The sequence below is a fragment of the Streptomyces gilvosporeus genome, from assembly GCF_002082195.1.
Taxonomy (GTDB): domain Bacteria; phylum Actinomycetota; class Actinomycetes; order Streptomycetales; family Streptomycetaceae; genus Streptomyces; species Streptomyces gilvosporeus.
Genome location: NZ_CP020569.1, coordinates 535,010 through 554,414, shown reverse-complemented (window position 1 = coordinate 554,414; position 19,405 = coordinate 535,010). Strand labels below are relative to the sequence as shown.

The 19,405-nt window shown below is 69.0% G+C and carries 16 protein-coding genes and 1 pseudogene; 11 read left to right on the top strand and 6 right to left on the bottom strand.

Features of this window, described 5'->3' with window-relative positions:
• Position 1: 1 nt before the first annotated feature.
• Both dxr and dxs read right to left on the bottom strand, forming a co-directional pair.
• A complete protein-coding gene (gene dxr / locus B1H19_RS02770) occupies positions 2–1,351 on the bottom strand; it encodes a 1-deoxy-D-xylulose-5-phosphate reductoisomerase (protein ID WP_083109389.1) in 1,350 nt (449 codons plus the stop codon).
• Positions 1,351–3,312 (bottom strand): 1-deoxy-D-xylulose-5-phosphate synthase, encoded by a 1,962-nt coding sequence (gene dxs, locus B1H19_RS02765; RefSeq protein ID WP_083102659.1) that lies wholly within the window; start codon positions 3,310–3,312, stop codon positions 1,351–1,353. Before dxs ends, dxr begins: the two co-directional genes overlap by 1 nt.
• Before the next feature lie 318 nt (positions 3,313–3,630).
• Here dxs and B1H19_RS39565 point away from each other — a divergent pair.
• Positions 3,631–3,825, top strand: a pseudogene (locus tag B1H19_RS39565) (glutamate-1-semialdehyde 2,1-aminomutase); the annotation flags it as partial.
• 99 nt (positions 3,826–3,924) lie between these two features.
• Here the strand turns inward: B1H19_RS39565 and B1H19_RS02755 are convergent.
• A complete protein-coding gene (locus B1H19_RS02755; protein WP_237289073.1) occupies positions 3,925–5,241 on the bottom strand; it encodes a pyridoxal phosphate-dependent decarboxylase family protein in 1,317 nt (438 codons plus the stop codon).
• A 142-nt stretch (positions 5,242–5,383) separates the two neighbouring features.
• Between B1H19_RS02755 and B1H19_RS38525 the strand changes: the two genes are divergently transcribed.
• The 8 genes from B1H19_RS38525 to B1H19_RS39555 all read left to right on the top strand — a co-directional run bounded on the left by B1H19_RS38525 (position 5,384) and on the right by B1H19_RS39555 (position 14,418).
• Positions 5,384–6,232, top strand: a complete 849-nt coding sequence (locus B1H19_RS38525) for a hypothetical protein (protein ID WP_159027958.1) — start codon at positions 5,384–5,386, stop codon at positions 6,230–6,232.
• 325 nt (positions 6,233–6,557) lie between these two features.
• Complete coding sequence (locus tag B1H19_RS02750; RefSeq protein ID WP_159027957.1) at positions 6,558–7,676, top strand: WS/DGAT domain-containing protein; 1,119 nt, start codon at positions 6,558–6,560, stop codon at positions 7,674–7,676.
• A gap of 68 nt (positions 7,677–7,744) precedes the next feature.
• Positions 7,745–9,937 (top strand): MMPL family transporter, encoded by a 2,193-nt coding sequence (locus B1H19_RS02745; protein ID WP_159027956.1) that lies wholly within the window; start codon positions 7,745–7,747, stop codon positions 9,935–9,937.
• A 2-nt stretch (positions 9,938–9,939) separates the two neighbouring features.
• On the top strand, positions 9,940–11,022 hold the full coding sequence (locus B1H19_RS02740) for an alpha/beta hydrolase (RefSeq protein ID WP_083102655.1): 1,083 nt from the start codon (positions 9,940–9,942) through the stop codon (positions 11,020–11,022).
• 841 nt (positions 11,023–11,863) lie between these two features.
• Positions 11,864–12,061 carry a hypothetical protein gene (locus tag B1H19_RS02735; protein WP_083102654.1) on the top strand — a complete coding sequence of 66 codons (198 nt, stop codon included), beginning with the start codon at positions 11,864–11,866 and terminating at the stop codon, positions 12,059–12,061.
• Between the two features lie 383 nt (positions 12,062–12,444).
• Positions 12,445–13,362, top strand: coding sequence for an endo-beta-N-acetylglucosaminidase H (locus B1H19_RS02730; protein WP_203237312.1), 918 nt, complete (start codon positions 12,445–12,447; stop codon positions 13,360–13,362).
• Positions 13,363–13,951: 589 nt separating this feature from the next.
• Positions 13,952–14,113, top strand: coding sequence for a hypothetical protein (locus B1H19_RS39560; RefSeq protein ID WP_237289071.1), 162 nt, complete (start codon positions 13,952–13,954; stop codon positions 14,111–14,113).
• The gene (locus B1H19_RS39555) at positions 14,110–14,418 is read left to right on the top strand and encodes a cytochrome P450 (RefSeq protein WP_237289070.1); all 309 of its coding nucleotides are present in this window, start codon (positions 14,110–14,112) and stop codon (positions 14,416–14,418) included. The genes B1H19_RS39560 and B1H19_RS39555 overlap by 4 nt, the downstream gene beginning before the upstream one ends.
• On the opposite strand, the gene B1H19_RS40725 is transcribed toward B1H19_RS39555, so the two are convergent.
• A complete protein-coding gene (locus tag B1H19_RS40725; RefSeq protein WP_107425850.1) occupies positions 14,359–14,619 on the bottom strand; it encodes a transposase in 261 nt (86 codons plus the stop codon). The two genes, B1H19_RS39555 and B1H19_RS40725, sit on opposite strands and share 60 nt — an antisense overlap.
• Before the next feature lie 111 nt (positions 14,620–14,730).
• Positions 14,731–15,975: a PucR family transcriptional regulator gene (locus tag B1H19_RS02715; RefSeq protein ID WP_159027954.1), complete on the bottom strand. Its 1,245-nt coding sequence runs from the start codon at positions 15,973–15,975 to the stop codon at positions 14,731–14,733.
• A 139-nt stretch (positions 15,976–16,114) separates the two neighbouring features.
• Between B1H19_RS02715 and lysA the strand changes: the two genes are divergently transcribed.
• On the top strand, positions 16,115–17,431 hold the full coding sequence (lysA, locus tag B1H19_RS02710; RefSeq protein WP_083102651.1) for a diaminopimelate decarboxylase: 1,317 nt from the start codon (positions 16,115–16,117) through the stop codon (positions 17,429–17,431).
• 36 nt (positions 17,432–17,467) lie between these two features.
• On the top strand, positions 17,468–18,964 hold the full coding sequence (locus tag B1H19_RS02705) for an APC family permease (protein WP_083102650.1): 1,497 nt from the start codon (positions 17,468–17,470) through the stop codon (positions 18,962–18,964).
• Here the strand turns inward: B1H19_RS02705 and B1H19_RS40720 are convergent.
• The gene (locus B1H19_RS40720) at positions 18,893–19,384 is read right to left on the bottom strand and encodes a recombinase family protein (RefSeq protein ID WP_107425849.1); all 492 of its coding nucleotides are present in this window, start codon (positions 19,382–19,384) and stop codon (positions 18,893–18,895) included. The two genes, B1H19_RS02705 and B1H19_RS40720, sit on opposite strands and share 72 nt — an antisense overlap.
• Between the last annotated feature and the right edge of the window lie 21 nt (positions 19,385–19,405).

Genomic DNA, 19,405 nt, shown 5'->3' with positions numbered 1-19,405 from the left:
TTCAGACCTCCTGCGCCTGGTGTGCGGGGCTGGGCGTGATGTGGTGGAGGTGTTTGTGGGTGTGCTGGCGGGCCCAGGTGTCGGCGGCTCGGATCGCGCCGAGGGTGAGCTCGTGATCGGGGACCGGGATGTGGTGGTCGAGGGCGTGTTCGATGGCCTGGGCGATGGCGGGAAAGGGGACGATGCCGTCGAGAAACGCGGCGACGGCCGCTTCGTTGGCGGCGTTGAAGACAGCCGGGGCGGTGCCACCCAGGCGGCCGGCGTGGCGGGCCAGAGCGATGCTGGGAAACCGCACCTCGTCGACGGGCTCGAAGGCCCAGGCGTGCGCCCGAGTCCAGTCCATAGGCGGGATGACGCCGGGGGGTGGCCGGTGGGGCCAGGCCAGGGCGGTGGCGATCGGCAGACGCATGTCCGGCGGGGCCGCCTGGGCGAGGGTGGAGCCGTCGGCGTACTCGGCCATCGAATGGACGGCGGACTGCGGGTGGATGACGGCCGTGATGCGGTCGTAGCCGAGGCCGAACAGCATCTGGGCCTCGATGATCTCCAGCCCCTTGTTGACCAGGGTCGCCGAATTCACGGTGACCAGGGGGCCCATCTGCCAGGTTGGATGCTTCAGCGCCTGCGCCGGGGTGACGGCAGCCAACTGCGCGGGGGTGTGGTTGCGGAAGGGGCCGCCGCTGCAGGTCAGGATCAGGCGCTGGAGGCCGGGCACCGGGCAGGCGTAGGCCCAGCCGGGTATGCACTGCATGATCGCGCTGTGTTCGGAGTCCACCGGCACGATCTGCCCCGGCTCCGCCACCCGCCGGATCAACTCACCTCCGGTGACCAGCGATTCCTTGTTCGCCAGTGCCACACGCCGTCCGGCCTCGAGAGCGGTCAGCGTGGCCGGCAGCCCCGCGGCACCAGGCAGGGCGTTGAGCACGACGTCACACGACCAGGCGGCGGCCACCGCCAATCCTTCCTGACCGGTCAGCACTCTGGGAACGGGCCGGTGAGGCCCACCGCTGTCCCGTACCAGTGTGGCAAGTGCGGCGTTCACGTCTTCGACAGCGCCGGCGTCGGCGACGGCCACTACCTCGGCCCCGGTATGCAGGGCTTGACGGGCCAGCGCACGGGGGCGGCCACCACTCGCGGCCAGGCCGACCGCCCGGAAACGCCCCGGGTGCGCGGTGATGACGTCCAGTGCCTGTGATCCGACGGAACCGGTGGATCCCAAAACCACCACTGTCCGCACACCACCATCCCCACCGACCGCGATCGGCGTCCCAGCCGTTGTCAGGGTCTCGTCCTGGCACAGCGGCTCGCGGGTGGAGCGGCCGGGCGGGTGGGGGAGAACCGGCCGGGCGGTCATCATTGCCCCGCTCCAACGTGGGGGCGGTCGGCGCGGGCCCGCAGGACGGAGGAGGCGATGCCCTTCGCGGTGAGCCCGGCAGCGGCCAGAATGTCGGAGCGGGTGCCGTGGGAGAGAAACCGTCCCGGCAATCCGAGCACCCGCACCGGCACCCGGGAGCCCGCATCGGCCACCGCACGCGCCACGGCCGTGCCCAGACCACCGGCCCGGGTGTTGTCCTCCACCGTCACCACCAGCCGGTATTGCAGGGCGAGCTCCAGGAGTTCCGGTGGCACGGGCAGCACCCAGCGCGGGTCTGCAACACTCACCCCGATCCCCCGCTCCTCCAAGTACTGGGCGGCTTCCACCGCCGGCCCGGCCAACGAGCCCACCGCCACGAGCAGCACATCCCGTGCCGCGGAGCGGTGGAGGACCTCCAGGGGGCCGTGACGTTCCAGGGCCGGGATGTCTGCGGAAACGGAGGCTTTGGGGAACCGCAGCGCGGTCGGCCCCTCGGAGTGAGCGACTGCTTCACCCAGGAGTTCGCGCAGCCGGGTGGCGTCCCGGGGAACCCCCACCCGCATCCCCGGCACCGCGCCCAGCAGCGTCAGATCCCACATCCCGTGATGCGACGGCCCATCAGGCCCCGTCACCCCAGCCCGGTCCAGAACGAACGTCACCGGCAGCCGGTGCAGCGCCACATCCATCAGTACCTGGTCGAAAGCACGGCCCAGGAACGTGGCGTAGACCGCGACGACCGGATGGTGGCCGCCCAGCGCCAGGCCCGCGGCAGAGGTCACCGCATGCTGCTCGGCGATCCCGACATCGAAAAAGCGGTCAGGGAACCGCTCGCCGAAACGGGCCAGACCCGTCGGTCCCGGCATTGCCGCAGTGATCGCCACCAAGTCCTCGTGCCGTTCACCCAACCCGCACAGCTCGTCGGCGAACACACTCGTCCACGACGGTACGTCACCGCCTGTGCGCGGTCGGCCCGTGGCGGGGTCAAGGACACCGACGGCATGCATACAGTCCGCCGCATCGCCCTCGGCCGGGGCGAAGCCGCGCCCTTTGACTGTCACCGCGTGCACCATCACCGGACGGCGCAGATCTCGTGCCATCGACAGGGCCTCTTCCAACGACGGCAAGTGGTGACCGTCGACGGGGCCGAGATATGCGAAACCGAGGAGACCGAACAGATTCCGAGCCACCGGCAGCGGCCCCGTAAGCTCCGAGTCATCGCGGCGATGGTGGCCAACCGAACTCACGCGGTCTGCGCCGTCGCCCGAGTCAGAGCCGGCACCCGCACGCGGCTTGTTGTTCCCCTCTCCGGCCTCAACCAGCCAGTCGATGCTGTCGGGGCCGGTGCTTCGCAGGTGCTGGAGGTGGTCGGCGAGGGCACCGATCGTGGGGGCGTACGAGCGCATGTTGTCGTTCAGGACGATGACGACCGGACGTTCCGGAGCGGCGCCGAGGTTGTTCAGCGCCTCCCAGCACATCCCGCCCGTCAGCGCACCGTCCCCGACAACAGCGACCACCGCACGGTCACTCTCACCCGCCAGACGGCGGGCCTTGGCCAGGCCGTCGGCGTACGACAGGACGGTCGAGGCATGAGAGTTCTCGATAACATCGTGCGACGACTCGGCCCGGGAAAGGTAGCCGGACAGGCCGCCCGCCTGTCGCAGGTTGTCGAACCTTCCGGCCCGGCCGGTTAGGAGTTTGTGGACGTAACCCTGGTGGCCGATGTCGAACAGCACCGTGTCCCACGGGGAATCGAACACCCGGTGCAAGGCGATACTCAGCTCCACCACACCCAGATTCGGCCCCAAATGCCCACCGGCCGCGCCTACCTTCTCCACCAGGAAGGCCCGTATCCGCGCAGCCAGCAGTGGAAGCGCCCCAGCTGGAAGACGCTTTACCGCCTCGGGACCCATATCAGAGTCCAGCAACAACCCGTCTGTTTGTGTTGCCGAAGTACTGGCCATCGCAGTCTTCTTCCATAGGAGAATGCTTCAGGGGCTCCAAACGGCTCACCTGAGGCGGATTCCCGCCGCTAGCGCGCAGTGGCCACCTGCGCACTGCGCTTCTTCCACGCTTCCGACTGCAAGTGCTCTCAACCCGTGAAGGCACACAATTCCAGCACTTGTTGCCGCACATGCTGCACCGCGTCAAAGTGCCCTGTAGTGAATGGTTCGTCGCGTGGCCTTACCAGTACGCCTCCGTCAGATCGCGTACACAAGGGGATGTGGCAGTCCAGGCGTTGAACGTGTTGAACGCTCCCGGCGACCACGCAGTCAACGACGGCAGCCGTCGTCCGCGACGCCGCGGTCGGCACGGGCGTCGGCGACCACATCGTCGTCCGGAGCCGGGCCGGCAACCTGGTCTTCGCCACCCTCGGCGAGAGCCGGCAGCCGTCGCAGCAGTACCGCACCCTGTTCCTGCGCCGGCTCCTCGCGGGCGGAGTGTTGGCCCCGTTGTCCGTGGTGAGCCGCTCGATCGTGCCGCTTACATAACGCCAGGCGGTGGCCACACAGGTACCGAAACCGGTTCTCTGCGAGGTGACCGAGAGGGCTGAGGCGGCGTCACGGGGCGCCGTGTCAGGAAAGGGACGCTGCGGGGTTCTCCAGGCACTGGCCGTGGGTGCGGATCCGTTTCCAGACGTAGTGCAGTGTGTCCGCATCAACGTACGGAGATCCGAAGGCGGCCCGCACGGCGGGACGGCCGTTGACGCTTGTGGGGGTGCACAGGAGGGTGGGGTCGGTCTGCAGGCGGGAGAGCAGGTCGCGAGTGTCGTCGTCGGTGTCGCGACGGAAGACGACCAGACCCAGCTCGTGCACCTCCAGGTGAAACCCGGGCTCGGCCGTGATGAGGCTAGCCAGTTCGGCCGCCAGGCGGATGTCGTGACGGATGGCATCGCGCAGACCTTGCACACCATGGGCCCGCATCACGTACCAGAGTTTGAGGGCACGCATGGGGCGGCCGAGGGGTACCTGCCAGTCGCGGAAGTCCACGACATGGCCGGAGTCGGTCGCAGGATTCCGCAGGTATGAGGGGGAGATGCTCATGGCATCGGTAAGTGCGGCACGGTCGGAGGTCCACATGACGTCGCACGGGGTCCCCGTGCGCATCCACTTGTGGGCGTTGACGGCGTAGGAGTCGGCGAGGTCGATGCCGTCAATGAGGTGCCGGTATTCCGGGCATAGTGTCGCGGAGCCCGCGTAGGCGGCATCCACGTGCAACCACACGTTCTCGCGTCGGCACAGCTGCCCGATGTCCGGTACGGGGTCCACGGCACAAATATCGGTGGTGCCGACCGTAGCGACGACGATGGCAGGGACGAAACCGGCCGCACGGTCGGCGTCGATCCGCGCGCTGAGGGCGTCGGGATCCATCCGGCCGGTGCCCGGCACTGTGGCGATGAGCTGCGGCTCGCCCAGGCCGGAGAGCCGGCTGCCCTTGGGGACGCAGGAGTGGGCCCGTTCCGTGCAGTACATCCGGTAGCGGCCCTCAGTTCCGGCCGTACGCCATCGTCCCTGCGACGCTCTCTGAAGGGCCGCCGCAGTGGCCACGAGTACCGCCGATGAGGCGGAGTCCTGAATGACTCCGCCTCCGCGGCCACCCGAATGGTGGAAGACTTCCGGTAGGCCGAGGGCCTGGGCCAACCAGTCCGTGACCACTTGCTCCAGCTCCGTGGCGGCCGGAGATGTCGACCACATCATGCCCTGTACGCCCAGCCCGGCGGTGACGTACTCGGCGAGCACGGACGCGGGGGAGTTGTTGGTCGGGAAGTAGCCCAGGAACGCCGGATGCTGCCAATGGGTCAGGCCGGGGACGATGACCTTCCAGGTATCGGCCAGCAGCTCTTCGAGGCTCTCCGCTTGCTCGGGGGGAGCCGACGGCAATGCGGTGAGCACCGAGCCAGGTTCACACGGCGGGGTCACCGGCACCTCTCGGGCTGCCAATGCCCGCCAATGGGCGACCAGCTGTCTGGTGGCCGTTCCTATCGCCGCTTCAAACTCATCACCCATCACGCAAAAGTAGCGACCTTATTATGCTTTGTCTATTGTGTCGCTTATGCGTCCTGGTTGTGTCGAACTCCGGCTTCCCGACCCGGAGCAGCTGCCCGAGGAACTTGAGTCGCTGTGGCGTTCACCCGTTCGAGAGGCTCGCCCGGTTCGCTCGGTCCAGTGCCCGCTGTCCGATCTGCGGGAAGCCGATTACGACGCATTTTTCGGTGTCATCCGGGTCTCCGGTGCGCCGGCCCGGCTGCTTTCGGGGGCGCTGGCCACCACGGTGAGCACAATGGCCTCGTTGCCCGAAGCCACCGCCGAACCGGCACTTCATCAGGCACTGGACGCGGCCCGCCTGGCTCCCGTCGCGGAACCGGGACTGACGTCGAATACACCTCCTCAGCAGCGCTGGATACACGGGCACCGCCTGTTTTTCACACTCACCCAAGCGGCCATCGTGGGTTTGCAGGACGCCCTGGCCGCACCACGCGCCCGTTCCTGCGGGCCGGGAGTTCAGGCCACTCGCGTCTTCCTGCGTGCGAGTGCCGCCGCCATGCGCCTGACCACCTCCTTTCCCCGGTCCGCGTATGAGCACATCGTGCGGCCTTCCATGACACCGCCCCAGCATTCCGCCCAAGGCTTCTCCGGACTCTGGTCGGCCGATCACCGAGTGCTCATCACCCGATTGCGCGCCTGGGGTGCAATGCACAAGGAAATATGCAGGGATTCCTGCGAAACCCGCCGATGTCTGCTGGACGCCGTGGACGAGGTGTACACCGCTCACATCGATATATGCGAACGCTTCGTCGGTGACGGCCCCTCGATTTTGGGGGGATCCGGAAACTCCCTGCATACTCTCAGCATCCTCTCCAAGCGTCGCGGCAAGCTTCTTTAGACCTTTGAATTTGTGCCGGCTGTTGCCAGCGCCGAGCGCGGCAGATGTCGAATACCAGTGAGCACGCCGATGTTTGACGGGCCGACACATATGTTCACGTCCTCGTCCTCTTTCAGGAAGGATCGAGATGGGTCTCCGAGACGCCCTTCGTCGAGCCACTGCCGGACGGGGTCCGGTTCCCACAGCAGGTCGGCAGGCCGGCGTCAGGGAGTGGAAGGGAGCTTTCTTCGACTACGCAGCGGCACACCCGGGCACATCGGTCGCGGTGGGGGGCGCCAGCCGCATCACGGGGGACGTGCCCGACCACGAGGAAATGTGCCTCCTGGTGGACCTTGTGGTAGCCCGCTATCCGGAACTCGCACAAGCGCCACCAGATGGGGCCGGCAGAGGGGCGGGGACCCCGTTCGCCGCCGCAGACCATGTCTTTCGTACGCCCGTCGCCGAGGGGACGGGGCTGGACGGACTGCGCGCCGCGCTGAGGGATCTTGCCGCCACACCCTTGCCCGAACGTCTGTGGGGAGTGTGGATCCTGCACGGCTACGCCCCCGACGAATTCGCGGTCGTACTGCGGGGGCATCACGCGCACTTCGATGGCATGCTGCTCAGCGAACTCTTCCGTGGCACTCTCAGCGAGCCCGCCGCCTCCCCGAAGCCAAGGGTCCCCCCGCGCAGCCCCACGGCCCGCCGGAGTACCGCAGCCGAACTGGCAACCGCCCTCCGCGAAGGCATCGGCGCCTTGAGCGGGCTGCGCCGGGCCGCTCGTCTCGTACCGGGTGACTTTCCACTGACAGGCAAGCCGCACTATGCGTGGGGCAGCGTGGAGCTGGCCCGTTTCCGGAAAATCGCCGCCGCACACGGAGCCACCCCCAACGACCTGTACTTGTCGTCCCTGGCCGGCGCGCTCAAGAGCTGGGCCGGGGAGCGCGGCCAGTCCCTCGGCCGGCATCCGGTGCGCATGATGGTGCCGGTCACCCTGCGGCGTCGGGACAACGCCGGCAACAGGGGAAACTTGGTGCTGGGCGCGGGAGTACGGCTGCCCGTCGGCCTGGACGATCCTGTTGAGCGACTGGAGTACGTGAAAGCCCGTACGCGCAAGGTCCGTTCCATGCTGTGCGATCCCCACGCCGGCGCCCTGGGGCGGATGGTCCCCGACCGGTTCGGCCGCTGGCTCCTCGAACTCGATTTGCACCCGCGGAGCACAACGGTACTGGCATCCCACGTTCCCGGACCCGAGAAACGTCTCCGCCTCGGCGGCCGACTCATCACCGACGTCATCCCACTGAATCTCCTCCCGGCCGGCCATGCGCTCGCAGCGTGTTTTTTCAGCTATGCCGCCACCGCACAGATCTGCTTCGTCGCAGACCGAACAGTCGGCGGTTGCGACGGCCTGGTGCAGCTGTGGATGCATGAGCTGGACGAGATGACAGCGCGCGCCGGACTGTGATGGTGAGCAGAGAAACGGTCGGAGAGAAGAAGAGGGAGCGGCCCGCCGCGGTCCCTCGACACTGGGCCGTGACGTATCGATGGCTGATCCTGGCCCTGGCTCTGGTGGCCGTACTTGGTTCTGGTATTGCCGCCGGCGACGTGCGCGGACGCCTGGTGGACGGCGGATACTTCGACCCGTCGGCGGAGTCGAGCCGCGCGGAACGACTGCTGACGCAGCGCTACGGATCCGGAACCCCGAAGCTGATGTTCGTGGCCCGTTCGACGGGGGCGGTGGACGATCGGCAGGCGTCGGCAGCCGGTCGGCGGCTCGTCGCCGAACTGGCCGCCGAGCCCGGTGTCGTCTTCGTACGTGCCCCCTGGTCTCCGCCCACCCCGTCCCTGCTGTCGGCCGACCGACATGCCGCTTTGCTGATGCTCGCCGTCGCAGGGGACGACCAGCAGATGACGCGCACCGCGCAGCGGCTGATCCGGAAGTACGTCGGTGTTCGGGCTCCGTTGACCGTGGAGGCGTCCGGACGGCTGTCTATCAACCGGTACGTCGAGGAGCAGAGCCGCCGCGGCCTCGTCAGCTCCGAGACGATTGGTCTTCCACTGGTCTCCGCCGTGCTCCTGATGGTGTTCGGCTCGGTGCTGGCCTGTGCGCTACCACTCGCTATGGGGCTGGTCAGCGTCACTGGCGCGATGGCCGCCCTGGACCTGCTGGCGCGGCATTATCCGGTGAACGTCTTCGCACTCAACATCCTCACCGCCTTGGGATTCGGGCTGGCGGTGGACTACAGCCTGATCATGGTCAGCCGCTTCCGAGAAGAGCTGGACCGCGGTCTGGAGGTGCCGGATGCGGTACGCGCCACCGTGCGCTCGGCAGGCCGCACCGTCGCGGTTTCGGTAACCGTGGTGACGCTGTCCCTCTGCGCGCTGCTGTTCTTGCCCACCCCCTTCCACCGCTCGCTGGGCGCCGGCGCCGTGGCAGTGGTCTGCCTGGCCGGGGTGGCCGCGCTGGTGGTCCAGCCGGCACTGCTCGCGCTCTTCGGGCGCCGCCTGAGCCGCCGCCCCGTGCGCCTGCGCTGGTGGCGAGCCCGAAGTGCCGGTGCTCCGGACTTCTGGCAGCGGCTGGCCCGCGCGGTGCTGCGGCGCCCACTGGCCGTACTGATCACCGTGTCCGTGTTTCTCGTACTCCTCGCCGTACCTGCTTCCGGGCTGCGCATGGGGTTCATCGACGAGGACTGGCTGCCCCGCGACGCGGCTCCGCGCCTCGCAGCGGAGCGGGCGCGCGCCGAGTTTCCGCTGCTGAACGGGACCACACTCACCGCACTGACCCCTCAGATCCCGCCGGGCTCGCCGGCCGCCGAACGCATGGGCCGGAGCCTGTCCAAGCTGGCGGGCGCCGACCTGGTGACGGGTGCCGAGGGGAATTTCCGCGAGGGCTACCGGATCGCCGCGCCGCCCGCCCGGCCTGCCGACAACGTCGGGCGCGGGACATGGTTCGCCCTCACCACGCAAGCCGGACCGTACAGTGCGACGGCTCAGCGGCTGGTCGGCGCGGTCAGAGCGCAAAAGGGGGCGGGCCCGGTACTGGTGGCAGGGGAGACGGCCGCGCTGGTGGACATGAAGCACACCCTTGCCCAGTACCTGGGCTGGGCCGCCGCGCTGATCATGACCGCTGTCGCGGTGCTGCTGTTCCTCTTCACGGGGAGCGTACTCATCCCGGTCAAGGCCGTGGTCATGAATCTGCTGAGCCTGACAGTGGCGTTCGGCGCCATGGTGTCTCTCTTCCAGGAGGGACATCTGTCCCGCCTCCTGGGCGGCACCGCCACCGGTCATGTCGATCCGCTGATTCCGGCGGTGGTGTTCTGTATCGCCTTCGGCCTGTCCATGGACTACGAGGTCTTCCTGATGGCGCGCATCCGCGAGGAATATCTGCGCACCGGGGACAACGAACGGGCCGTCGTCACCGGATTGCAGCGCACCGGACGACTGGTGACCGTCGGAGCGCTCGCCATCGTCATCGTCCTCGGCGCACTGGCCGGCTCCTCGCTGGCCGTTCTGCAGGAAATCGGAGTGTGCCTGGCCCTCACGATCGCCGTCGACGCCACACTCGTACGGTGCCTGCTCGTGCCGGCCCTCATGGGCCTGGCAGGCCACTGGAACTGGTGGGCCCCTACGTCGCTCCGAAGGGTACGTGCCCTCATCCTTTCCCGGCTGACCAGGGCGCGTGTACTGCACGAACCACCGCGAATGTCACGTCATCCAAGGGACTGACCATGCCCCAGCCATCGAGCCGCACCGGAGTCGTTTCCCCGGCGACCCGACTCCGCAAGCGCGTCATCCACCTGGGGTTCCGGCTGCCGGAGGGTGTCAAGCGCCGCATCGCCGGCCCTGCCGTGCGGATCGCCGGCCGGGAACTCGCCCTCGACGCCCAGCTCCTGATCGCGCTGGCCAAGCGGCTGGGCGTCGACCGCCTGGTGGTCGGCGACTCCCCGGGGAAGACCCGTGAAGCCGTCCGGACCCATCAGTACATTCTTGCCGGGCTCCACGACGGCACCGTCACCGACCGCGAGATCCGGATCGATACGCCGGACGGCGAGATCCTCGCCACCCTCCACACACCCGCGGGCTGCCCCGACCCCTCACCGCTGCTGGTGTTCTTCCACGGCGGCGGCTGGGTCTTCGGCAGTCGTGCCGAAGACGCTCCCCTCACGCGCTTCCTTGCCCACCACGCCGGGGTGCGCGTACTGTCCGTCGACTACCGGCTGGCACCGGAGCACCCATTCCCGGCCCCCTTCAACGACGCACTCGCCGCCTTCGACCACGCCCACGCCCACGCCGCCGAGCTGGGCGTCGACTCCCAGCGGATCGCCGTGGGCGGCGACAGCGCCGGGGGCAACCTCGCCGCTGCGCTTTCCCAGGCCGTGACGGAACGGCAGGGCCCCCGTCCCTCCCACCAGTTCCTGTTCTATCCGTCCACCGACCTCACTCGGCGCCATCCCTCCCGCGAACGGCTCGCGAACGGCTTCATTCTGACCGACGACGACATCGCGTGGTTCCAGAACCAATATGCCCCGGCCTCCGCCGACCGGTCCGATCCCCGGCTGTCCCCGCTGCTCGGGGAGGCTTCCCCCGGGATCGCTCCCGCCTATGTCGCCGTCGCCGGCTTCGATCCCCTGCGCGACGAGGGGGAGGCGTACGCGACTGCCCTGGAGAAGGCCGGGGCAACAGTGACCCTGGACCGGATGGACGACCTCATTCACGGGTACCTGAACTTCTACGCACTGTGCCCCCGCTTCCGAGCCGCCGCCCTGCGCACGGCGGAAGCGATCCGTACACACCTGAGTAAAGGGCACTGACGCCACGACCGAGCGGGCCCGGTCCCTCGCGCAGCCGCAGACGGCCAGTGTCCTCTGCTTTTCCTGCTCGTCACGGCCGGTGAGCCGTCTGCCTCGGCGAGTCAATGAACAGCAGATTCCTCCTCTGCAGGTGGTACAGCGTTCGTGTGGTTGCTGATCTGCTGGAAATGGCGACTGTGATTGCCGTCGGGGGAGCGTTGGACCGTGAATGGTCCGGATCTTGGCGTCAGCTTCCTGAATGTTGGGGGAGGGGTGTCGGCACTGCCCTGGAAGGCGACTTGCAGCAGGCCATCGTTGTCTGAGCAGAAGCAGCGTGGTGCCGGGCGACTTGAACGTGTATGAGCATGGCAACCCGCGAGGGGCTGGGCGCGGTGCCACCAAGGGGGAACTGGCCCGGGACATCGACCCCGCTGCATCGCCGTTGGCCTGCCCGCCACTTGGGTCACCGCCGATGACTCCTCTTTGAAGTACGAGTGCAGTGTGCCCAGTGGCCGCGGCCGGGTGAGAGCTTCGCCCTCCAGGAGCCAGAGCAGCCAGGCCCGAGCTGTGTGCGGACGCGGTTGTCCGAGTTCCGCTGAGTCAGGCGGAATGGGTTGTCCGGGCCATCTCAGGCGTCGCACTCGGCGTCATCTGGAGTTGCCCAAGTACCTGCAGCAGCAGCTGGCGGACTGGAGCACGTGGCAGGCGGCCGACGTCGCGGTGGACGATTCCTATGAGATCGCCCCGCAGGAGTTCTACGTGAACGACCTGTCCGTCGCCCCCGGCTGGGAAGGCCGGTGGCTGGCTCCCGTGGGGCCTCACCGATCCCATCGCCCGGTTCTGTGTCGCCTGTGGCGCCGCGATGGCCCCGCTGCTGACCATCGCCTCGAACGAATGGGACGCCGGCAATGGCGGTTGGGCCCCGTACGAGGATCAGGCCCTCGGCGCGCTCGACGACGCCGGCGTGGCGAACCCACCCGGGGTCCAGGCCTCCAGGGGCAACCATCTGCAGCTCTACGGATGCCCGAAGTTCCCCTCACACACCGACCTGATCCAGTGAGCGTTTTAAGAAGCCTTCGCGACGGCACGGACATTCGGCGGACAACCAAGAGGTCTGACCTGACATCCCGCTTCGGTGGCCAGGGCCATCACGGCGAGTGGTGAGGCACTCGGCTACACGGTGGCGCGTTGTTCTCCGGCGCGTGTGCGCTCCTCGCGTCGCCACCGTCAGCGGTCGGCCAGGGTGGAGGCGCATGTCGACCGTGATCTCGACACACCAACTCCCTTGTCCAGGAGTCGGGTTGTGGCGCGATGTGCGTGGGGTTATGAAGAGTTCGGGTATGACTCTCGGGATTCGGTCACGGGAGCGGAAGACTCGGAGGGATCACTCGGCGCTTTCGGACAGGCCGGGCGCCGACCTACGCGATGGGAGACCGATCAATGATGTTCACTCCGGTACGGAGCAGAGTGCGGAGGGCCGCGCTCGTGCTCTCGGCCGTCGTGGCCCTTGCCTTCGGCGCGACCGCCACGACCGGCGCAGCAGCGTTCCCCGCGCCCGCGAAACAACGGCCGACCTCGGTGGCGTACGTCGAGGTGAACAACAACAGCATGCTGAACGTCGGCAAATACACCCTCGCCAACGGCGGCGGCAATGTCTTCGACGTAGCCGTGATCTTCGCGGCGAACATCAACTACGACACCAGCACGAAAGCGGCGCAGCTGTACTTCAACGAGAACGTGCAGCGCGTCCTCGACAACGCCGCCACGGAGATACGGCCGTTACAGCAGAAAGGCATCAAGGTCGTCCTCTCGGTGCTAGGCAACCACCAGGGCGCGGGATTTGCCAACTTCCCGTCCCAATCGGCGGCTTCGGCATTCGCAAAGCAACTGTCGGACACCGTGGGCAAGTACGGCCTCGACGGCATCGACTTTGACGACGAGTACGCGGAGTACGGCAACAACGGAACCGGCCAGCCGAACGACAGCTCGTTCGTGCACCTGGTGACGGCGCTGCGTGCGAACATGCCGGACAAGATCATCAGCCTCTACAACATCGGCCCGGCCGCGTCGCGTCTCTCCTACGGCGGCGTCGACGTCTCGTCCAAGTTCGACTACGCCTGGAACCCGTACTACGGCACCTGGCAGGTCCCCGGCATCGCACTGCCCAAGTCGAAGCTGTCGCCGGCGGCCGTCGAGATCGGCGGGACCTCGCAGAGTACAGCCGCCGACCTCGCCCGCCGCACCGTCGGAGAGGGGTACGGCGTCTTTCTGACGTACAACCTCGACGGCGCCGACCGCAGCGCCGACGTGTCCGCGTTCACCAAGGAGCTGTACGGCAGTGCCGCCGTCTACACGCCATAAGGCGACCGCACGCACCAGCGCGTGGCGCTCCCTCGGGGCTTGCCGCATCCCGTAGGGCAGCGATCCGTGCAGGCCGCGCCTTCGACAAGGATGTCGGGGGCGCGGTGCGCGGTGACCATTCACTTTCGTGCGTCCCCGCGATGCGGCTGCTGTGCTGGGACCATGGGCAAGTGCTGTCCCGGGCTGCGCCCCAGGGGGAGTACGGTCCAGCCAGCGGTTCATGGTCGCCTCCGTTCGAGGGCCCGGGGATCGGTGGGCGGGCGCGCATGCTTTCGCGAGCCGTCATCGCGGCACCAGCCCGGTGTTGGCGCGCAACGCCCTCCGTGATCCGTGACATGCTCGCCGAGGCTCGTGCGGGCACGGGACCCGCTGTGGGGTAGGAAGCGGGGACGGGGGAAAACGGGCTGATGCAAGGGTGAGTTGAGGGGCCGGCCCCTCGGACAGACTCGAGGGCAGGACTTGGGAGAGGAGGCACAGTGATGCGCATCCCCGGTCCGAGCACCAGGAGGACGGCGGGCTGAGCGCCGTGGCGGCTGCGGGCGGGCTGCACCGGTACCAGTTATGCCTGCACGAGGTGCACGGACCCGTCGTGCGCTTCCAACTGCCGGGCGCGGACACGGCCGTGTCGGAAGCCGATCCCGTGCTTCTGGAGGCCACGGCGCACATCGACACGTGGCCCGAGGAGCTGTTCGCGTTCCTGGACCCGCTGTGCGAGGCAGGCAACCTGCAGCGGCGCTGTCGCTCCGTATGATCTGCGGGTTCGCGCTCGGCGGCGCGGAAACCGACACCGACCGTGTCGGCGCCGCGTTCGAGGAGGTGCTCACCGAGCACCTCGGGCGGCTCTACCAGGTGCCGCGGGCCGACCCGCGCTCGGCGGAGCGGGCCGAGGCGGCCTTTGCCTATCTGCGCGCGACGGTCGACCGTGTGGTGGCGGCGCACCGCTCGCGCGGCCACACCGACCGCAGCGACCTGATCGGGGCGCTGAGGTCTGCCAGGTCACAGGGCGGGCCCGGTCGTCAGCGAGCAGATGGACTTGCTGGTCAGTCCGCCTCTTGAGCGCCCCCCCAGCGCCTCACGCCCATCGGCTTCCACACGCGCGCCGCCCCCTTTTGCGGAAACTCCCGAGGCGGCAGGCAAGTCTGGCCAGGGAACGCCGGTACGGGCCCTGACCAGCACGCCGTTGATCACTGTGCGGTGATCGGCCCACTGCCCCCCGGCTTGCCGTTGGCGGTCAGTAAACCCTCGACCTTCTGCCACTGCGCGTCCGTGAGCTCATGTCGCCGCACCGTACGAGGCAACTGCCCAGCCGGAGCATTGATCCGCCACACCGGCAAGAGCCATCAGAAACGCCCTAACCCCCCATCGGACTTATTCATCCAGGGTCAGCCGCAGCTGGAGCCAGCAAGAGAGCCGGACGTCCGGGTTGGAGAGGTCGAGCCCGAAGAGGTCTTGGGTGCGGCGGAGGCGGTATTTGAGAGTGTTGGGGTGGACGGTGAGCCGCTGGGCGGCCTCGGCGATGTTGCCTGCCGCGTCCAGCCAGGCCAGTACCGACGCGGCGTAATCGGTGTGGCGGGTGCGGTCGTGTTCACGCATCGCCTCTATGCCGGGGTGCCGCAGGCGGGGGCGGCGGGCCAGTTCGTCGGCGCAGTGGAGCAGCAGCACTTGGGCGTGCACATTGGTGAGGGCGGCGACGGCCGGTGCGTCCGGGGAGGCCGTGGTCACCCGGAGGATGTCGTCCACCTCGGCACGGAGCGTGGGAAGTTCGGCCAGGTCGTCGGAGGGGCGGCTGACGGCGGCGCGTAGGGGGGTCCCCAGGTTGCGGCTGAGGGCGGCCACGGCTTGCTCGGCGAGACGGCGGGCCTCGGCAGGGCCGCCCTGCGGCAGCAGAACGTAGACGGTGCGGCCGACGGTGGCCACTGCCGCCTCGTTGTGCACCGCTGCCCAATGCCGGGCCGCTGCGGCGCCCAGCCGGACGAGGGCGGGGCCCGTGCGGTCGGGCCCGTACACGGTCGGGGCGAAGCCGAGCAGTGCCGGCTGCGGCCGTTCGGGCAGGCCCAGTTGGAAGCGGATCTCCTCGGCGGTCCCGTCGCCGCGCAGCGCGGCCCGCAGGGTGTCCTCGCGGGCCCGCAGTTCGAGCTCGGCCGAACTGCGGCGGCGCAGCATGTGCAGTGCCGCGAGCCGGGCGCCGTCCAGCAGCGCCCGGCTGCCCGCCGCGTCCAGCCGGGATTCCCCCTCGATGGCCCATATCGTTCCCAGCGGCAGATCCCCGGCCCGGATGGCGGCGGCGGCGCGCGGCAGCTCGTCGGGCGCGAGGACCGGCAGCCGCACGATGTCCCGCGCGCCGAGCACCTCGCGGTACTGGCGCAGCTGCTCGGGATCCTCGGGTACCCGCCGTTCCAGGATGCCGCGGCGCCGCAGCTCGTCGATCCGCTGGCCCGGAAGCGACGAATAGGCCAGCACCCGGTGATCGAGGTCCTCGATCGCCACCGAACCGCCGATGACCGCCGCGACGGCGTTGGCCAGGGCGAACAGTTCCTCGCTGGTGCCGCCGAGCCCGGAACCGGCCGGAGGCGGCAGTGCGCCCGGCGGGTTTGGCGAATCCGTCATTTCCATGCGCGGACCCTAGGCGATTTCGCCAACGACGGGGAGTGATCCGCACCTCACCATGGTGCGAACCGATCCCGTACGCCCCGTGCAGCCAGCCGTGCATGAAGCCCAGTCCCGCACGACGTCAGCCCTGAGGAGAAGCGCCATGGTCCCCGGGACCACCGCCACCACCGCGACACCTGATCACCGCTCGTCCCCCCGCCCGCTCGGGCTCTTCCCACCCGGCACCGCCCTCGCGCCCGACGGAGCGCTGCGCATCGGCGGCTGCCACGTGGCCGAGCTGGCGGAGCGCTACGGCACCCCCGCCCTGATTGTCGACGAGGGTGCCCTTCGGGACCGGGCCCGCCGCTACGCCGACGGGCTCGCCGCCCGCCGTACGAACTCGGCGGTCGCCTTCGCCTCCAAGGCTTTCCCCTGCACGGCGGTCTACCGGCTGCTCGTCGAGGAGGGTCTGGGCATCGACGTCGCCAGCGGCGGCGAGCTGGCTCTCGCCCTCGCCGCCGGCACCGATCCGGCCAAGCTGATCGTGCACGGGAACGCCAAGACCGACGACTATCTGCGCGCGGCCGTCGAGGCGGGCGCCGGGCTCGTCGTCATCGACAATTTCGATGACATCGAGCGGCTGGAGCACATTCTGGGTGACGCCCATGGCCGTGAGCAGGCCGTCCTGGTCAGGGTCACCCCCGATGTCCGGCCCGACACCCACGAGGCGGTCTCCACCGGCCAGCGCGGCTCGAAATTCGGGCTGCTGCTGCCGCAGGCGCGCGAGGCCATCGCCCGGCTGCGCGGCAGCTCCCGGTTGCGGCTCGACGGGCTGCATGTGCACATCGGCTCGCAGATCCTCGACACCGAACCGTTCGTCCGGGCCGTAGAGGCGGTGGCGGAACTCGGGGAGTTCCCGGTGTACGACCTCGGTGGCGGGCTCGGCGCCCGCTATACGTACGACGACCGGCCGCCGAGTGTGGAGGAGTACCTCGACGCGCTGGCATCGGCGGCCGACGACCTGCTGCCCTCCGGGGCCCGCGTGATCATCGAGCCGGGCCGGTCCATGGTCGCCGAGGCGGGTGTCTCCCTCTACCGCGTGGTGACGGTCAAGCGCACCGGTGGCGAGACCTTTGTCGCCGTGGACGGCGGGATGGGTGACAACCTCGAAGTCTCCCTGTACGGGCAGCGGTTCGAGGCGACGGTCGCCACCAGGCCCGGCGGCCCCGACGGCGAGATGTGCCGGGTCGTCGGCCAGCACTGTGAATCCGGCGACGTGCTCAGTGCGAGCGTCCCCCTGAACGACCCGCGTCCGGGCGATCTGATCGCCGTCCCCGTCACCGGCGCCTACACCTACTCCCTGGCCAACAACTACAACGCGGCCCGCCGCCCACCCGTCGTGTTCTGCCGCGACGGACGCTCCCGCCCCGTCGTCCGCCGCGAGACCTACGCCGACCTGATGCGCCGCGACCTGCCCTGAAAACGCCCGCTACCCATCCCCTGGAATGAGGCCGCCTTGAGACCCGCCACGCGAACGCCCCACCCCACGAGAACGGCACTTCGCCGGCAACTCCTGCGCCGTAAGCCGGTGGTGGCCTTCCTCGCAGACGCCGAAACACCGGCCGACGGCGGCGGGCTGCGCCGCACCGTGGGCACGTTCCAGCTCACCATGATCGGCATCGGTGCCACCATCGGCACCGGCATCTTCTTCGCCCTGAACGCCGCGGTCCCGGAGGCCGGCCCGGCCGTCACCCTCTCCTTCGTCATCGGCGCCGTCGCGGCCGCGCTCACCGCCCTCTGCTACGCCGAACTCGCCTCCGCCGTACCGGTCTCCGGGTCCTCGTACTCCTACGCATACGCCACGCTCGGCGAGTTCGCGGCCTACGCGGTCGGCTGGTGCCTGCTGCTGGAATACGCGGTCTCCGGCGCGGCCATCGCGGTGAGCTGGGGCCAGTACCTCAACGATCTGACCCAGCGCCTCTTCGGCTTCCAGATGCCGGCGGCCATCTCCGCACCGCCCGGCGCCGGTGGCTACCTCAATCTGCCGGGCGTCGTCCTGGTGGTGCTGTGCTGCGTCCTGCTGGTGCGCGGCGCCAAAGAATCGGCGGTGGTCAACACCGTGATGGTGCTGCTCAAGCTGGCGGTGCTGGGGCTGTTCGTCGTGCTGGGCGTCACCGGCTTCCACAGCGCGAATCTGCACCCCTTCGCGCCCATGGGGATGGCCGGCATCGGCGCCGCCGCCTCCACGATCTTCTTCTCCTTCATCGGCCTCGACGCGGTTTCCACGGCCGGCGAGGAGGTCCGCAACCCGCGCCGGACGCTGCCGCGGGCCATCATCTGTGCGCTGCTGGTGGTCACCGCCGTCTACGTTCTGGTGGCCCTCGTCGGCGTCGGCGCCCAGCCGTGGACCGCGTTCGCCGGCCAGGAGGCGGGCCTGTCGACGATCCTGGCGAAGGTCACCGGGGCGGGCTGGCCGGGCGTGGTGCTCTCGGCGGGCGCGGTGCTCTCCATCGTGAGCGTCACGCTGGTGGTGCTCTACGGGCAGACGCGCATCCTGTACTCCATGAGCCGCGACGGCCTGCTCCCCGCCGCCTTCCACCGCATCGACCGCCGCACCGGCACCCCGGTGCTCGGCACCGTCATCGTCGGCGGGTTCGTCGCCCTGCTGGCCGCGGTGTTCCCCCTGGACCTGCTGACCGACCTGACCAGCCTGGGCACCCTGGCCGCTTTCACCGTCGTCTCGATCGGCGTGATCATTCTGCGCCGCCGGGCTCCCGGTCTCGACCGCGGCTTTAAGGTGCCCGGCTACCCGGTGGTCCCGCTGCTGTCGGTGCTGTTCTGCGGCTATCTCCTCTACGGGCTGCAGATGTCGACGTACATCATGTTCGCCTGCTGGCTCGCCGCGGCTCTCGCGGTGTATCTCCTCTACAGCCGTCACCACTCACGGTTGCACAATGAACTCCCGGATGTAGAGGGCGAGGTGAAGGAGACGGCGCCCGGCGTATCTTCGTAGGCGTGCGGGGGGGGGGGGGGGGGGGGGGGGGGGGGGGGGAGACGGCGCGCCCGGGCCGGGGCGCGCTACCCGACGTGGTGGGGACGTCCCATGCGATGCGTGGTGATGGCGATGTCCGGGGCGGTGTGGGCGTGCGACGTCCAACGTCGTGAGCGGTACGTGAGCGGCCGTCTGGTCCGTTCTGGGCGGCGGAGAGGTGTTGGCGGGCGGTGTCCTGGGAGGACTTGAGCGGACGAGCCGGTCGAGGTCGTAGAAGATCACGCCGTCGATGACGCCGTTGGCCAGGTCGGCCAGGAGCTGGCGGAATTCGGGGCGCAGGACTATCCAGTCGTGGCGCGCGTGTCTTCTGTGTCTTCGATCTGGCGGTCGATGCCGGCACGGTGGTGGCTCCTGGTCTCGGTGGCTCCCGATACCGGGCACTTTCTGTCGAACTCAGGGGGG

Excerpts from the sequence above, each read along its gene's own strand:
- dxr (WP_083109389.1), bottom strand. The coding sequence starts at position 1,351 with ATGACCGCCCGGCCGGTTCTCCCCCACCCGCCCGGCCGCTCCACCCGC.
- dxs (WP_083102659.1), bottom strand. The coding sequence starts at position 3,312 with ATGGCCAGTACTTCGGCAACACAAACAGACGGGTTGTTGCTGGACTCT.
- B1H19_RS02740 (WP_083102655.1), top strand. The coding sequence starts at position 9,940 with ATGCCCCAGCCATCGAGCCGCACCGGAGTCGTTTCCCCGGCGACCCGA.
- B1H19_RS02735 (WP_083102654.1), top strand. The coding sequence starts at position 11,864 with ATGGCCCCGCTGCTGACCATCGCCTCGAACGAATGGGACGCCGGCAAT.
- B1H19_RS02730 (WP_203237312.1), top strand. The coding sequence starts at position 12,445 with ATGTTCACTCCGGTACGGAGCAGAGTGCGGAGGGCCGCGCTCGTGCTC.
- B1H19_RS39555 (WP_237289070.1), top strand. The coding sequence starts at position 14,110 with ATGATCTGCGGGTTCGCGCTCGGCGGCGCGGAAACCGACACCGACCGT.
- B1H19_RS02715 (WP_159027954.1), bottom strand. The coding sequence starts at position 15,975 with ATGGAAATGACGGATTCGCCAAACCCGCCGGGCGCACTGCCGCCTCCG.
- lysA (WP_083102651.1), top strand. The coding sequence starts at position 16,115 with ATGGTCCCCGGGACCACCGCCACCACCGCGACACCTGATCACCGCTCG.